This is a genomic window from Sphingomonas sp. FW306-1B-B10E, assembly GCF_058782005.1.
In genome coordinates this window covers 67,340-81,614 of sequence record NZ_JBYSXG010000006.1, presented here as the reverse complement: position 1 = coordinate 81,614, position 14,275 = coordinate 67,340, and the positions used below count along the sequence as shown (strand labels likewise).

Annotated in this window: 11 protein-coding genes, 1 tRNA gene and 1 pseudogene; 9 read left to right on the top strand and 4 right to left on the bottom strand. The window is 67.2% G+C overall.

The genetic code is table 11. The features are described from left to right. Entirely contained in the window at positions 1-2,508 is a 2,508-nt protein-coding gene (locus AC3WJI_RS04060) for a DUF4136 domain-containing protein (protein WP_492755963.1), read from the top strand. 11 nt (positions 2,509-2,519) lie between these two features. After that, positions 2,520-4,040 (top strand): DUF6519 domain-containing protein, encoded by a 1,521-nt coding sequence (locus AC3WJI_RS04055; protein WP_492755962.1) that lies wholly within the window; start codon positions 2,520-2,522, stop codon positions 4,038-4,040. Positions 4,041-4,054: 14 nt separating this feature from the next. On the opposite strand, the gene xth is transcribed toward AC3WJI_RS04055, so the two are convergent. Next, positions 4,055-4,828: an exodeoxyribonuclease III gene (gene xth / locus AC3WJI_RS04050; RefSeq protein WP_492755961.1), complete on the bottom strand. Its 774-nt coding sequence runs from the start codon at positions 4,826-4,828 to the stop codon at positions 4,055-4,057. Between the two features lie 89 nt (positions 4,829-4,917). On the opposite strand from xth, the gene AC3WJI_RS04045 reads away from it, so the two are divergent. Beyond that, positions 4,918-4,993, top strand: a tRNA-Lys gene (locus AC3WJI_RS04045). Between the two features lie 551 nt (positions 4,994-5,544). On the opposite strand, the gene AC3WJI_RS04040 is transcribed toward AC3WJI_RS04045, so the two are convergent. Continuing rightward, positions 5,545-6,426: an AraC family transcriptional regulator gene (locus AC3WJI_RS04040; protein WP_492755960.1), complete on the bottom strand. Its 882-nt coding sequence runs from the start codon at positions 6,424-6,426 to the stop codon at positions 5,545-5,547. A gap of 177 nt (positions 6,427-6,603) precedes the next feature. Here AC3WJI_RS04040 and AC3WJI_RS04035 point away from each other — a divergent pair, with 177 nt between their 5' ends. From AC3WJI_RS04035 to AC3WJI_RS04010, 6 genes are all read left to right on the top strand, one after another. Next, on the top strand, positions 6,604-7,344 hold the full coding sequence (locus AC3WJI_RS04035; RefSeq protein ID WP_492755959.1) for an SDR family NAD(P)-dependent oxidoreductase: 741 nt from the start codon (positions 6,604-6,606) through the stop codon (positions 7,342-7,344). Positions 7,345-7,581: 237 nt separating this feature from the next. Further along, positions 7,582-9,189, top strand: a complete 1,608-nt coding sequence (locus AC3WJI_RS04030) for an FAD-dependent oxidoreductase (protein WP_492755995.1) — start codon at positions 7,582-7,584, stop codon at positions 9,187-9,189. Positions 9,190-9,350: 161 nt separating this feature from the next. Beyond that, positions 9,351-9,692, top strand: coding sequence for a hypothetical protein (locus AC3WJI_RS04025; protein WP_492755958.1), 342 nt, complete (start codon positions 9,351-9,353; stop codon positions 9,690-9,692). 616 nt (positions 9,693-10,308) lie between these two features. Then, positions 10,309-11,334, top strand: a complete 1,026-nt coding sequence (locus tag AC3WJI_RS04020) for an NAD(P)H-dependent oxidoreductase (protein ID WP_492755957.1) — start codon at positions 10,309-10,311, stop codon at positions 11,332-11,334. 2 nt (positions 11,335-11,336) lie between these two features. Then, a complete protein-coding gene (locus AC3WJI_RS04015; protein ID WP_492755956.1) occupies positions 11,337-12,527 on the top strand; it encodes an amino acid ABC transporter substrate-binding protein in 1,191 nt (396 codons plus the stop codon). A gap of 141 nt (positions 12,528-12,668) precedes the next feature. Further along, positions 12,669-13,367, top strand: a complete 699-nt coding sequence (locus AC3WJI_RS04010; protein ID WP_492755955.1) for a CPBP family intramembrane glutamic endopeptidase — start codon at positions 12,669-12,671, stop codon at positions 13,365-13,367. A 61-nt stretch (positions 13,368-13,428) separates the two neighbouring features. Here the strand turns inward: AC3WJI_RS04010 and AC3WJI_RS04005 are convergent. Then, positions 13,429-13,708 (bottom strand): annotated as a pseudogene (locus tag AC3WJI_RS04005) (DUF427 domain-containing protein). A gap of 102 nt (positions 13,709-13,810) precedes the next feature. Further along, the gene (locus tag AC3WJI_RS04000; protein ID WP_492755954.1) at positions 13,811-14,263 is read right to left on the bottom strand and encodes an OsmC family protein; all 453 of its coding nucleotides are present in this window, start codon (positions 14,261-14,263) and stop codon (positions 13,811-13,813) included. Positions 14,264-14,275 lie beyond the last annotated feature (12 nt).

The window sequence follows — 14,275 nt, the reverse complement described above, 5'->3', positions numbered from 1 at the left end:
ATGCCGAGCCTCACCGTCGAACGCGATCCCCGCCTCGATCGGTTGTGGGAGCTGCTGCCGACGATCCATCGCCGCCGCGACATGGAGGGCAATGGCGCCCTGCGCGCCTTGCTCGAAATCATCGGCGAGCAGGCGCTGCTGATCGAGGACGACATCGCCCAGCGCTATGAGGACTGGTTCATCGAGACCTGCGCCGAATGGGCGATCCCCTATATCGGCGCGCTGGTCGGGGTGACGGTGCCACCGGGCGGCGATCCGCCTTCGCGCCGGACCGTCGCCAATGCGATCGCCAATCGCCGGCGCAAGGGCACGCTGCCGTTGCTCGAGCGGCTGGCGGGCGAGATCGGCGATTGGCCCGCGCGCGCGATCGAATTCGCCGCGGTGAGCGCGCAGAGCCAGTCGCTGCGGCTGCCACAGCATCTGCGCGGCCGCGCGGTCGACTTGCGCGATCCGCCGTCGCTGCTCGCCGATAGCGGCACCTTCGACATGCGCGCGCATTCGACTGCGCTCGGCCCCGTGGGCGGCACGCGCTCCGCCGATGTCGAGCTCTCGGTCTGGCGGCTGCGGGCATTTCCGGTGACCCGCGCGCCCGCCGCGAGCCTCGAGGATATCGGCCCGCACATCTTCGCGTTCAGCCTGCTCGGCAACGATGCGCCGCTGTTCGTCAATCCCGAGGGCGGCGGCACCGGGGCGGCGGCGCTGCCGGTGCGGATCGATCGCGCGCTGTTTGCCGCGCCCGAGCGCGACCCCGCCGGCTTCTCCACCGCGGCGCCCGAGCTCTGGGGAACGCGAATGGTCGACGGTCGCGAAGTGGTGCGCTCGGTCGCGGTGTGGGCGCCCGGCTGGCCGACCGCGAAGAGCCCCGGCACCGAGCCGATTCCGGCCGACAAGGTGATCGTCGCCGATCTCGACGACTGGAACTATCTGCCGCCGCGCGACCATGTCGCGATCGATCCCTTGCGCGGCCGCATCGTCTTCCCGCCGCGCCAATTCCCCCGCAAGCGCGTGACGGTCAGCTACCATTACGGCTTCAGCGCCGAACTGGGCGGCGGCGAATATTATCGCCCGCTGTCGGAGCAGGTCGGCGCGACGCGCTTCCACAGCTATAGCTGGGTGGCATCGGACGTCCCCGAGGACGAAAGCTCGGCGCTGCTCGGGCGCCTGCGCACTGCGGCCGACCGCGCGCTGCAGAAGCGCTTCCGCACCGGCGAGCCTGGCGAATTCGCAGTCGATCTGGCGGTGGCCGACGACCGGCTCGAAGTGAGCTTCGTCGACGCGGCGACGCGCAGGCCGCTGTGGCGCGGCGTGTCGGTGGAACGGCTCCACGACAATCCCGATCCGGCGCGGATCAACGCGCTGGCCGAGCAGGCCGTGGCCGGCTTCCCGCCGCCGCCCGTGATCCGGCGCGTCACCGGCGTCGCGGAATTGCGCGCCGCGCTCGAACCCTGGGGGCCGTCGCTCGACGACGACGGCGCGTTCGCCGCCGCGGCCGACCAGCCCGAGAGCGAAGTCATCGAGATTACCGACAGCGACATCTATCAGCTGCCGATCCGGCTGATGCTCGACACCGGCCGCACGCTCCAGATCCGTGCGGCGCAAGGTGCGCGACCGGTGATCCGCCTCGCCGACTGGCAGGCCGAATCGACCGATTCGATGCAGGTCGGCGGCGCGGCGGGGTCGCGGCTGATCCTCGACGGGTTGCTGATCGCCGGCCGCGGGGTCCAGATCGAAGGCGCGATCACCTCGGTGACGATCCGTCATTCGACGCTCGTGCCCGGCTGGTCGCTGGGCCCCGATTGCGATCCCAAGCGCCCGTCCGAGCCCAGCATCGCGATACTCGACAGCCAGGTATGCCTGACGATCGCGCACAGCATCGTCGGATCGATCCAGGTCAATAACGACGAAGTCGCGACCGATCCGATCAAGCTCCGCGTGACCGACAGCGTGGTCGACGCGACCGGCGCCGACTGCGATTCGCCCGAATGCGAGGCGCTGGGCGCGGCGGGGTCGCGGCTCGCCTTCGCAGATGCGTGCTTCGCGCGCTCGACGGTGATCGGCCGCGTGATGACGCACAGCCTGACCGCCGACGACAGCATCTTCCTCGGCCGGATCACCGTGGCGCGGCGCCAGCTCGGCTGGATGCGCTTCTGCCATGTCGCGCCTGCCTCGCGGACGCCGCGGCGCTTCCATTGCCAGCCCGACCGGGCCGAGGCCGACGCCAGGGCCGAAGCCAATGCGCTGCGCCTCACGCCCGCCGAGACCGAGGCTCGATTGACCTGGACCCGCGCCGCGGTCCGCCCGCGCTTCGACAGCCTGCGCTACGGCAAGCCCGAATATTGCCGCCTCGCCCCGGACTGCCCAGTCGAGATCAGCGCCGGCGCCGAGGACGGTGCCGAGATGGGCGTCTTCCACGATCTGCGCAGCGGGCGCCGCCTGGCGAGCCTGCGCACCGCCGTCGATGATCACATGCCGGCCGGCCTCACCGCCGCCATCCTCCTTGCCGACTGAAAGGGACTGACATGAAGGGCGATTTCTCGCGCGTCAGCTTCAACCCTGAACACGGGTTCACGCGCGTCAACTGGCAACAGGGGCGGATGCAGCTCGATGCCGATGCCAATGAACAGCAGGCGATCAACCTGCACCTCGTGCGAATGCTCGCCGCCGATCTGATCGGGCCGCATGGCGGGCTGCCGGGCAGCTTCGCGGTCGAAGCCGACGAGAAGGGCTATCTCGGCTTCCGCATCCAGCCTGGGCGCTATTATGTCGATGGCTGGCCCGCGCAGAACAATGCGAGCGTCGGCTATCGCGTGTCGGGCGACTTGCCGGTCCAGCCCTGGTACCCCGATCCGCCCGCGCTCGAGCAGGGCCAAGCCTATCTCATCTATCTCGAACTATGGGAGCGCCACCTCTCCGCCGCCGAGTTCGATCGGGCACGCGATCCCCACGAGGCCGACGCGGTGCGCGAAGTCGCGCTCGACGGCCCCGATACCGGCTCGCGCGCGCAACTCGTCTGGCAGGTCAAGGCGCGCACGACGGACAGCTTCAACGAGCCGCCCGAGGGCACCGACGATCCCTGGCCGAATTATCTGGCGCAGCTCGAGCCCGCGATGCGCGGTATGCTCAAGGCCAAGGCGGCCGAGGCGCCCGCGGCCGGCGGCCCGCCCTGCGAAGTCTCGCCGCGCGCGCGCTTCCGCGGCGACAGCGACCAGCTCTACCGCGTCGAGATCCGCCGCGGCGGCTATGCCACGGCCAAGGAGGGCGGCGCGACCTTCGTCTGGTCGCGCGAGAATGGCGCGGTGACCTTCCCGGTCGACACGATCGCCGGCCCCAAGGTCCAGCTCGCCGCCGCCTGGCGCGACGCGCGCTTCGCGATCGCCCCGGGCGACATCGTCGAGGTCGCCGGACCGGCGGAGGCGCTACAGGACACCGATGCGCCTCTGCTGCGCGTCGTCGATTATGATCCCGACACCGCAACGGTTACGCTCGACGCCACGCCTCAGGCGAATACCGACGATCCGCGCCAGCCGGTGCTGCTGCGCCGCTGGGACCATGGCAAGTTGCGCGGCCCTGCGGAAGATCGCCTCAAGCTGGCCGACGACAATGCGCTGCAACTGATCGAGGGCCGCTGGCTTACGCTCGAAGACGGCATCCAGGTGATGTTCGAGGGCGGCGTGGAAACCCCGCGCGACAATATCCCGCCGCGAGTTACGCCCAAGGGGGATGCGCGCAAGCTGCCGGCCAGAGGAGCGGCGGCGCTGGCCGCGACCGACATCGCCACGAAGCGCGAGGCGGCGCAGGAAGGGACTCGCGAGAACGGGTTCGGCAATGTCTATCGCCAGGGCGATTATTGGCAGATCCCGTCGCGGACGGTGCTGTCGGACGTGCTAGGGCCACGCGATGCTGCGGGCAATCCGCTCGCCCGCCCGCCGCACGGCGTCGAGCGGCATTACGCGCCGCTCGCGCTGATCCGCGTCGCAGGCGACGGCTCGGTCACGGTCGAACGCGACCTGCGCCGCGAGTTCCGCCCGCTCACCGGCTGACCCAGCTGGCCCGGTCAGGGATTCAGCTCGATCCATACGGGCGCATGGTCGCTGGTCTTTTCCCAGCCGCGGACATGCGCATCCACCTCGGCGCGCGCCAACCGCCGCGCGGCGGGCGCGTTGAGCAGCAGGTGGTCGATCCGTAGACCGGCGTTGCGCGCATAGGCGTTCCGGAAATAGTCCCAGAAGGTGTAGATCGTCTCGTCGGGATGCGTGGTGCGCAACGCGTCGGTCCAGCCTTGTTCGAGCATCCGGAAATAGGCCGCGCGCACTTCGGGCGCGAACAGGGCGTCGTCGAGCCAGCGCTCGGGCTTGTACACGTCGCGCTCGGTCGGCATCACATTATAGTCCCCGGCGATAACCACCGGCACCTCCATGTCGATCAGCGTCGCGGCATGGTCGATCAGCCGGTCGAACCAGCGGAGCTTATAGTCGAATTTCGGACCCGGCCGCGGATTGCCGTTGGGCAGATACAGCCCGCCGACCAGCACGCCGTTCACGGCCGCCTCGATATAGCGGCTGTGGGTATCGTCGGGATCGCCAGGCAAGCCGCGCCGCGTCTCGACGGGGTCGCAGCCCTTGGCGAGGATCGCGACGCCGTTCCAGCTCTTCTGTCCGTGCCAGATCGCGCCATAGCCCGCGTCGCGGATCGCCTGTTCGGGGAATTTCTCGTCCGGCGCCTTGAGCTCCTGCAGGCACACCACGTCGGGCGCGCTTTCCTCGAGCCAGCGCAGCAACACCGGCAAGCGGCCATTGACTCCGTTCACGTTATACGTCGCTATCCGCACGCGCGCCTCCTTACGCGCGACAAGGCCTGCAAGGGCGAAAGGGTTCCCCAGTTGACCCGCCCGGCACCCGCGCTTAGGGGCGGCAGCGTGGGTCCGTAGCTCAGTCGGTAGAGCAAGCGACTTTTAATCGAGAGGTCATGGGTTCGAATCCCATCGGACCCACCACGCAGAGCCAGCCACTTGTCGGGACAATCTGACCGTGCCCTTCGGGCAACCTTGTGGCGGCTTCGCCCCACATCTCACGCCCAGCGGGGCGTTCTCAGGCTAGTGGCGGAAGACTGGGCCTCGTCGGGCTCGGCTCTCCGCTGAGAGGCGGTCAACGATGCCAGGCAGGATCGAGGTGGTTAGAGGTATCGCTACTTCGGTCACACGATGGGTATAGCAGCGCTGGGCGAGGCTTGAAATCGGAGCGGGCCAAATAGCCGTGCCCGTCACCGGATTCGCGCGAGAGCGAATCGCGTATTTCCCAGGTAGTGATTAGCCGTCGAGCTGGTCACGCCGACCAGCGCTTCCAGGTCGTTCATATGCTGGATCCGCCACTGACGCAGTTCCGTCAGCTGGTCGGTCGCGACCCAGCTTGGTCCAGGTTGTGGAATGGATCGCCCGGTATGCGGCGGGGGAATGGTTTTGCTCACCGAAGAATCGCTCGCGATCCGGCATATTAGGTTTCAGATCCGACGGGTCAGCGATTTAAACTGTACGTTCAATCGCCCGCATCATCTCGCCAGGTCGGTGGCGGGTGGGCTCCCGAACATGCCCTTGTATTCGCGGCTGAACTGCGATGGGCTTTGATAGCCGACCTCGAATGCGACCCGCGCCACGTTAGTGCCGCCGGCAGCAAGCAACTTCTTGGCCTCCATCAGACGCATGTGCCGCTGAAAGGCGAGCGGGCTGTGGCCCGTGACGGCTTTGAAGTGCCGGTGGAAGGACGTGACGCTCATGCCTGCGCGCGCCGCGACGTCGGCGATCACCACGGGCTCCCGGTTGTTCGCGCCCAGCCAGTCCGCGGCGGCCTTGATCTGCCGGACGCGGTCGTTGCGCAGCCCGATCTGGCGGAGCGTGTCGCCCATGGAACTCTGCAGCAGGCGATAGTAGAGTTCGCTCTCGCGGTGTGGCGCCAGCATGGCGACGTCGGCCGGGGCGTTGGCGAGATCCACCAGGCTGACGAACGCCTCGCCGATCACGCCGTCCAAATTGCCCGCGGCAACGGCGCAGGTCCAGCGGTCCTCCCGCTTGGGCATATCGAGCATGACCCGCGTGAGCATGTCGACGTCCAGACGCAGGCTCGCCTCGACATAGGGATGGTCGTGCGACGCGTCGGCGATCTGGTGCGAATAGGGCAGTCCGAAGGACGACGCGACGCATTTGCCCGCCGCCATCTCGAACCGGTTGGCACCCATGGTCAGCACCTTGGTTCCCTGAAGCACGGCGTAGAACATCGGCTCGAACACCGACGAGATCGGCTTCGTCGGGACCCTGCTGGTCCAAACGGTGAGGCGCGGGACCGGCGTCGGCCGGCCAGCCGGCCCCGACTCCGCCGCGAAGTGAGGCGCCAGGACCTCGAGAAGATGGCGGGTAGTGCGGTTCAGGTCTGACATCCTTCCAAAATGGTGGCTTGGCAGGATCAGGCAAGTCTCAGGTACGATCGGGAATGCGGCGTCCGACTTGCGAGCCTATCTCCGCTCCATGTCGGCGACCGCTCAGACGCTTGGCACGGCGGCGATGGTGCCTTGTGAGCCTGCGCGAGATCGCGCGCATCAATGGAAGGATTTGACATGTTCGACCTGAGTGGGAAGCGTGCGCTGGTGACCGGTGGATCGCGCGGTATCGGTGCCGCGATCGCGCTGGTCCTGGCAGAGAACGGGGCGGACGTCGCGTTCACCTATCAGAGCGCGGCCGACAAGGCGCAGTCGGTGGCGAAGTCCATCGAGAGCCTGGGCCGACGGGCCTTTGCGGTGCAGGCCGACAGCGCGGATGCGCATGCCGTCGAGCGCGCGGTCGAGCAGGCGGTGTCCGCGCTGGGAGGCCTCGACATCCTGATCAACAGCGCGGCCATCGGCCTGAATGGTCCGATCACCGACATCGATCTCGACGACTATCAGCGGCTGATGGACATCAATGTGCGGGCGCCGCTCGTGTTCGCCAAGGCATCGATCCCGCATCTGGGCGAAGGTGGACGCATCGTCTCGATCGGTTCGGGTCTCGGCGAGAAGGTCCCCTTCCCGGGGGTGACAGCTTACGCGATGTCGAAGGCCGCACTCACCTCCTTCACGCGCGGACTCTCCCGTGAGCTGGGACCGAGCGGGATCACGGTAAACCTCGTTCAGCCGGGATCGACTGACACCGACGCCAACCCGGCCGATGGGCCTGCCGCGGATTTCCAGCGCGGCCTGACCTCACTCGGGAGGTTCGGCGAACCGCGCGAGGTTGCGAACGCGGTCGCGTTCCTGGCGAGCCCCGCTGCGAGCGTGATCACCGGCGCGGTGTTGAACGTAGACGGTGGCGCGCTCGCGTAACCGGTCCTGGTGGGCAGGCTCCGGCCTGCCCCGGATCGGCGGCGGCGAAGTTGCGGGCGTGCCGGGCGTCGCTGCCACGCGAGGGAAGCTGCGTGGCGTTCCCGCAGACGCGACAGCGCGTAGCACTTCCCGGTGCTATCTGACCTCCCGGCCAGATGCCAAAGCTATTCACCGAATTGGCATCGGCGCTCCACGCGCAGCGCATCCGACGGGAACCTGGAGAACGACGTGGAAAAGATGGGCAGAGATCTGGCCGAAATGCAGCGGGTGCCGTTGGCGCCGTCGCATGTCGAGGCGATCCGCGAAGCTGGGCGGGAGGTCGCCTATCCGAGCGGCAGCGTGCTCGTCCGACCAGGAGATACGGTCGAGAGCTTCGTCTACGTCGAGGAAGGCGAGATCGAGGTCGTCGACGTGTTCACCGGCGCGCGGCTGGTCCCCGCGACGATGGGCCCGAACCAGTTCATGGGCGAGATCTCGCTGCTCTCGGGCGGCTGCTGGTCCATGGCTTTCCGCGCCGCACGCGACACCCGCGTGATCGAGGTGCCACGGGACAGGATGCTCGACCTCATGACGCGGGTGCCGGAGATCTCGGACATCATCATCACGGTCCTGGCCGCCAGGCGCAGGATGCAGCTGGAGCTGGGCGTGGGCTCGCTGGTGCTGATCGGGGAGGAGAGCGACCGCGACGTCCGGCGCATAGCCGAGTTCGCCGGTCGCAATCGCCTCCCGTTCGCGTCCCACGCCCTCGGCAGCCCAGACGCACACGCGATCGCCAAGACCTGCGCCGCGGACCCGCATCGGCCCGCGGTGATCCTGGGGCGGGACGAGGTGCTGACCGATCCCACCCCGGAGAAGGTCGCAAGGCTGGTCGGACTGAACCGCGACCTGGTCGACTGCGACGCCGTCGATGTGCTGATTGTCGGTGGCGGACCCGCCGGGGTTGCCGCCGGCGTCTACGCGGGTGCCGAGGGGCTCAGGGGGCTAGTGGTGGAGGACATCGCGGTTGGGGGTCAGGCGGGCATGTCCAGCAGGATCGAGAACTACCTCGGCTTCCCAACCGGGATCTCGGGCGCCGACCTGGTCTGGCGCGGCGAAGTCCAGGCGATGAAGTTCGGGACGCGGTTCGCGATGCCGCTCCGCGTCATGGCGTGCGAGCGGCTTGCCGACGGCAGCTTCTGCAGCACGTTTCACGACGGGCGGCGGGTGCGTTCGCGCGCGGTGATCATAGCGACGGGGGTCCAGTATCGCCGCCTGTCGATCGACCGCATCGCCGAGTTCGAAGGCTCGGGCATCTATTATTCTGCGACAGAGCACGAGGCGCGCTTCTGCCGGGACTCGGAGGTCATCGTGATCGGGGGCGGCAATTCCGCTGGTCAGGCTGCGATGTTCCTCAGCCGGTTCGCGACGCGCGTCCGCGTGCTGGTCCGCGGAAACTCGCTTGCCGCCTCGATGTCCAGCTATCTGTCGAGCAGGCTGGAAGCGGACCCGGCGATCACGATCGAATACGGTGCGGCGGTGACCGACCTGCATGGCGCAGGCGATCTGGAGGGCGTCACGATCACTCGCGACGGCACGTCCGAGCGCGTGGACACCTGCGCCGTCTTCGTCATGGTCGGCGCCGTGCCGAACACCGGCTGGCTCGCTGGACTAGCGCAACTCGACGCCAAAGGCTTCGTGCTGACGGGCGCCGATGCCGGGGCCGCGTTCCCCTACGAGACATCGTGCCCGGGCGTCTTCGCCGTCGGCGACGTGCGGGCCGGCTCGGTCAAGCGCGTGGCGTCATCGGTCGGGGAAGGTTCAGTCGTCATCTCGCGCGTCTGGAGCCACGTAAACGCCGGGACGTGACCCTCATCGTGGCCACCGAAGGAGATCGAGGAGCAGGAGATGCGGACCAATCCGTGCATCCATGTTCTGCGGCCACATCGGGCGTCAGCGCCACGCCTAGTGCGCAGGGCAGCGGCGCGCCGCGCCCCATGTGAGTTTTCTGTAAGCTTAAGGAGTACATCATGATTGACCGAGGAAGCCAAAAAGCGTGCACCGCCGTGCTGTCGGCCGGTCTGGCAGCGATCCTGGTCGTTTCGGCCGGCCCAGCATCCGCCCAACGGTGGAACTCGAAGGAGCGCGAGGATGCGCGGACCTGCCAGGGGTTTGGCAACAGATACGGCACCCGCGCTTTCAGCGATTGCATGCTGGCGCAGCAGCACAGGCGCGACACCAAGCGGCTGAAGACGATGGAGGAGGCGGCAATGGCATCGCAGATGGCAAGGGACGGTCAGATCATGGCCGAGCGGGCCCGGCGACAGCGGTGCGACCGCAATCCGGATCGCCGTGAGTGCCGGCGGAAGTGACCTAGGCGCGGTCCGTCGAGCGCCCAGTCAACCCCGAGCGTCCGACGAGGCCATCGCATCGGTCTGGCGCCCGCGCAGTCTAGAATGGCGACCGGCCCTCAAGGCATAGTGAAGTGAGCCAGGGTGCAGCGCTTTCAGCGACACCCGCATGCGCCACGCGCAGGCAGGCGGCGAAGCGCTGGTCGCCCTTCGCCTCGATGCTGCCTGCTCCGATCATCAGCCGAAGCGGAAGCCGGAGATCGCCTTGCCTAGGGCATGTCCATGGAAGTCGAACCTTCCGGGCTCGCCTGGCGCGGCACCGGCCGCCGCCATCAACGGCTGCAAGTGATCCTCGTGCGGGTGCACGTCGCGGGCATGAGGCGCGCGGCTCCATCCAATCAGTGCCTAGTCACGGGACGACCCGTCGGTCATCGCGCCCCGCAGCCAGCGTCGAACGCCTCCGAGGCCGGATCGGGTGCGCTGCATGCCGCGGTGGTGAGCCTTCCGCGCTCAGTGCGGAGAGGCGATGAGCCCCGTCAGCGTTGCGGCAAACGCGACACAGTGTCCCGTGCCGCGGCGCTACTGGACCGCAACGGGCGATGCTAGCCGGCACGCAAATCGTCCGGTGGAGCCAGTCGTGAACAATATCCTTGCCGTCAACAGCAGCGTGTCGCGGGACGCATCCGTCAGCCAGGCGCTCGTTGCCTATGCCGTCGACCGCCTGTTGGAACGCGTTCCGGATGCGACCGTGGTGTCGCGCGACCTTTCCCACGGACCGGTTCCGCACCTCACCCCGGCCACCGTGTCCGGCGTGCGCGGGGTCGCTGGCACCAACGACGAGCTCGGCGCCCAGGCACTGTCCGACGAACTTATCGGCGAGATCCGGGAAGCGGACGTCCTCGTCATCGGCGCGCCGATGTATAATTTCAGCATACCCACGTCGCTGCGCGCCTGGTTCGACCACATCCTGCGGCCCCGCGTCACCTTTGCCTACAGTGAGGACGGACCGAAGGGCCTGCTGACTGGCAAGCGCGCGATCGTGATCCAATCGCGGGGCGGCCTCTATTCCGAGGGCCCGGCGAAGGCGATCGATTTCCAGGAACCCTATCTGAACCAGCTGCTGGGTTTCGTCGGCATCACCGACGTGACCTTTGTTCATGCCGAGAAGATCGGCTTCGGACCGGAGGCGCGCGAACTGGCGCTGTCGAGCGCGAGATCGCGCATCGATCAAGTGGTTGCCCGGATCGTCAGCGGCGAGGCGCAGGCACCGGCCAGCGCGCCAGCGGCCGGCGAGGCGACCACGGACTTCGATGCAATCATGCAGGCAAACCTGACCCGGGTGTTCGGTGAGCGGGACCCCTCACGGCGCATCGAGGCGATCCGAGAGATCTACCACGAGGGCGCCGTCCTGCACGAGCCTGATCGCTCATCGAGTGGCCACGAGGCGATCTCCCAGGCCGTCACGGAGTTCCTCGATCACCTGCCGCCGCAATTCGGCTTCAGCGCCATCCGGCCCGCGCTCGGGCACAACGGCATGGGGCGCTTGCAGTGGAGCTCCGGGCCTCAGGGCGGACCGGCTGCCGTGACCGGCCTCGACGTCGCGCACGTCGATGGCGGCCGCATCAGGACGCTCCACGTGTTCCTCGACCAGCAGGGCGCGTGACAATGCCAGGCACCGGCGCTCCGATCCGCATCGGCTACAGCCTCTCGCTCAGTGGGCCGCTCGCCGGCAACAGCCGCTCCGCGCAGCTCGCGCACGACATCTGGGTCGAGGACGTGAACGCCGGGGGTGGGCTGCTCGGACGGCCAGTCGAGCTGGTCCGCCACGACGACGAGGGCGACCCTGCGAAGGTCGCCGCGCTGTACGCCGGACTGCTCGACGACGCGGGCATCGATCTCGTCATTGGCGGCTACGGGACCAATACGAATCTGGCGGCGCTACCCGCGGTGATCTCCCGAGGACGCTTCATGGTCGGCTTGATGGCGCTCGGTGCGAACAACGAACTCCGATATCCGGACTACTTCGCGATGATCCCGACGGGGCCGGACCCCAATGCGTCGCTGACTGCGGGCTTCTTCGAAGTCGCGGCGCGCCAATCCCCCCGGCCGAAGACGGTGGCGCTGCTCTCAGCAGATGCCGTGTTCGCCAGGAATCCTATCCTGGGGGCCAAGGCGAACGCGGCGACGCACGGCTTCGAGGTGGTCCACGAGGCGACCTATCCGCTCACCACGACCGAGTTCGCGCCCTTCCTCGACGACGTGGCGGCAAGCGGCTGCGACCTGTTGTTCCTCTGCTCATACCTTCAGGACACGGTCGACCTGCTGAAGGCGCTGGACCACCATCCGTTCCGCCCCAAAATGGTCGGCGCGGGCATGATCGGACCGCAGAACGCCGATGTTCGGACGACCCTGGGACCGCTCCTCAACGGCGTGGTAAACTACGAATACTGGGTTCCGGCGCCTGCTCTGGCCTTCGATGGCGTCGATCGCATGCTCGCGACCTATGCCTCGCGCGCGGCCGCTAACGGCGTGGATCCGCTCGGCCACTACATGGCACCGCCCGCCTACGCGCAGATGCAGGTAATTGCGCATGCGATCGAGGGCACCGGCGGTCTCGATGACCGCGCCCTCGCGGACTTCACCCGCAGGACGAGCTTTGAGACTGTGATGGGCACGGTTGAGTTCGGCCTGAACGGCGAATGGAAGCGGCCGCGGGTGCTCCAGGTGCAATTCCAGGGAATCGAGGGACACGGGGTCGAGCAGTTCCGGAACGGGAGCAGGCAGGTCGTGGTGTCACCTTCGGAGATGGCATCGGGGGCGTTGATCTACCCGTTCGCGGACGCTCGCCGCACATAGGCAGATTTCTCGACGTCAGGGGTGGAACGGACGCCTTTCCGGCAACGAGGGCGCGGAGGCCTCGCGAAAGGCACGCCCTGCGCAACGCGAACGCGATGTCATATTTCCGCACACTGATCGCCTCGAAAGCGGAAGAGGGATATGTCAGACAATATCAGATTTAGACCGAATGGAGAGCGCGCCTCAGCGATCGAGGCGAAAGCCCTTGTGATGCGCGCGCCTACCCGGGTGCTGGTGATCCTGTTATTCCTCGGGCTTCTGATCCTCCCTGTTGCGATCCCGCTTCGGGTGGTGGTGCTCGCCTGCCTCGCGCTGCTTTGGACGCTGGTGGAGTCGCGGAACTTGGAGCCGCTAGGATTGGGGCGTCGGCGCGTCGCTTCAACCGTGATCTGGGGCGTCGGGCTTGCCGTTGCAGTCACGGCGGCAGGCGAGATCATTCAGCCTCTGATTGACCGGATTTCGGGGATGCGAAGTGATCTCAGCGGCTACGGCGCCCTCGCAGGCAATGCCGAAGCAGCAATCCGGCTTCTCGGCTTCGCCCTGATCAGCGCATCGCTCGGAGAGGAGATCTTGTTTCGCGGCTTCCTGCTGAATCAACTCACCGGCATCCTTGGCACCGGTGATCGGGCACGGTGGATATCGATTGTCGTGAGCGGCGGCATCTTCGGGTTGGCCCACATGATCCAAGGTCTGACCGGTGTTATCAGCACGGGGGTTGTCGGCATGATCTTCGGTTGGGGTTGGTTCCGAAGCGGTCGGAACCTCTGGGCTCTGATATTCGCGCACGCACTGGTGGACACTTATGGTATCACGATGTTGTTCCTCGGCCGCTTAAGCTAATCGACACCGTTGCCGATCTCATGCCGGCTCGGAGTCCGCGGGGTCGGTGTCGCCGCATCGATCAGCCGACCTCTACGCCCTTCCAGAAGGCGATGCGCCCCCTGATGCTTTCCGCCGCCCGCTTTGGATCTGGATAATACCAGGCGGCGTTACGATTCGCCACGTCGTCCACCTCGAGGGTGTAATAGCGCCGTTCCCTTCCAGGGGCAGACCGTGGTCGTGCCGCTCGGGCGTAGCAGCGAGGCATCGACGGCGTCGGCTGGAAAATAGTGGTTGCCCTCCATCATGACGGTGTCGTCGCTTCGGGCGATCAGTCGTCCGTTCCATCGTGCTTCGACCATCTCGTTCTCCATTCAAGGCAAATGGCTGTAGGGTGGAACGGCCGAAGGCAGCGTTGCCAGCGGCACAACCTTCCGCCGCGTGACCTAATCTACGTTTGATGTTCAGGTATCAAAGGTCTCGTCGAGCGGGGTGCCTGCCCGAGTCGTTATCAACGGCGTGTTCAGCAGGACGCGGTGGACCGGGCATTTCTCCGCCACCTCCATCAGTCGCGCCCGTTGATCGGCGCTGAGACGTGTCCCGCGGATCAGCACCGTCTTGCTGAAGACGTCCTGGGATTCAGCGCCACTGGCTGCCGATCGCTTGACGTGCTCAACCACGACCTCGACCTGCTCTAGCGGCCAATCCTTCTGAATGGCGAGCCAACGGACCGTCATTGCCGTGCATTCGGCGAGGGCGGCGGTCAGCAGGTCGAACGGACTGGGGCCGAGGTCGCCGCCGCCGGCTCGGACCGGTTCATCCCCGAACAGGACGTGGTCGCCCATCTCGATGCGGACGGCGAATGGGCTCTCTCCGGTCTCCACCACGGCCACGCGCGTGCGCGGCTCGCCGGTCAAGGCATCACCCGG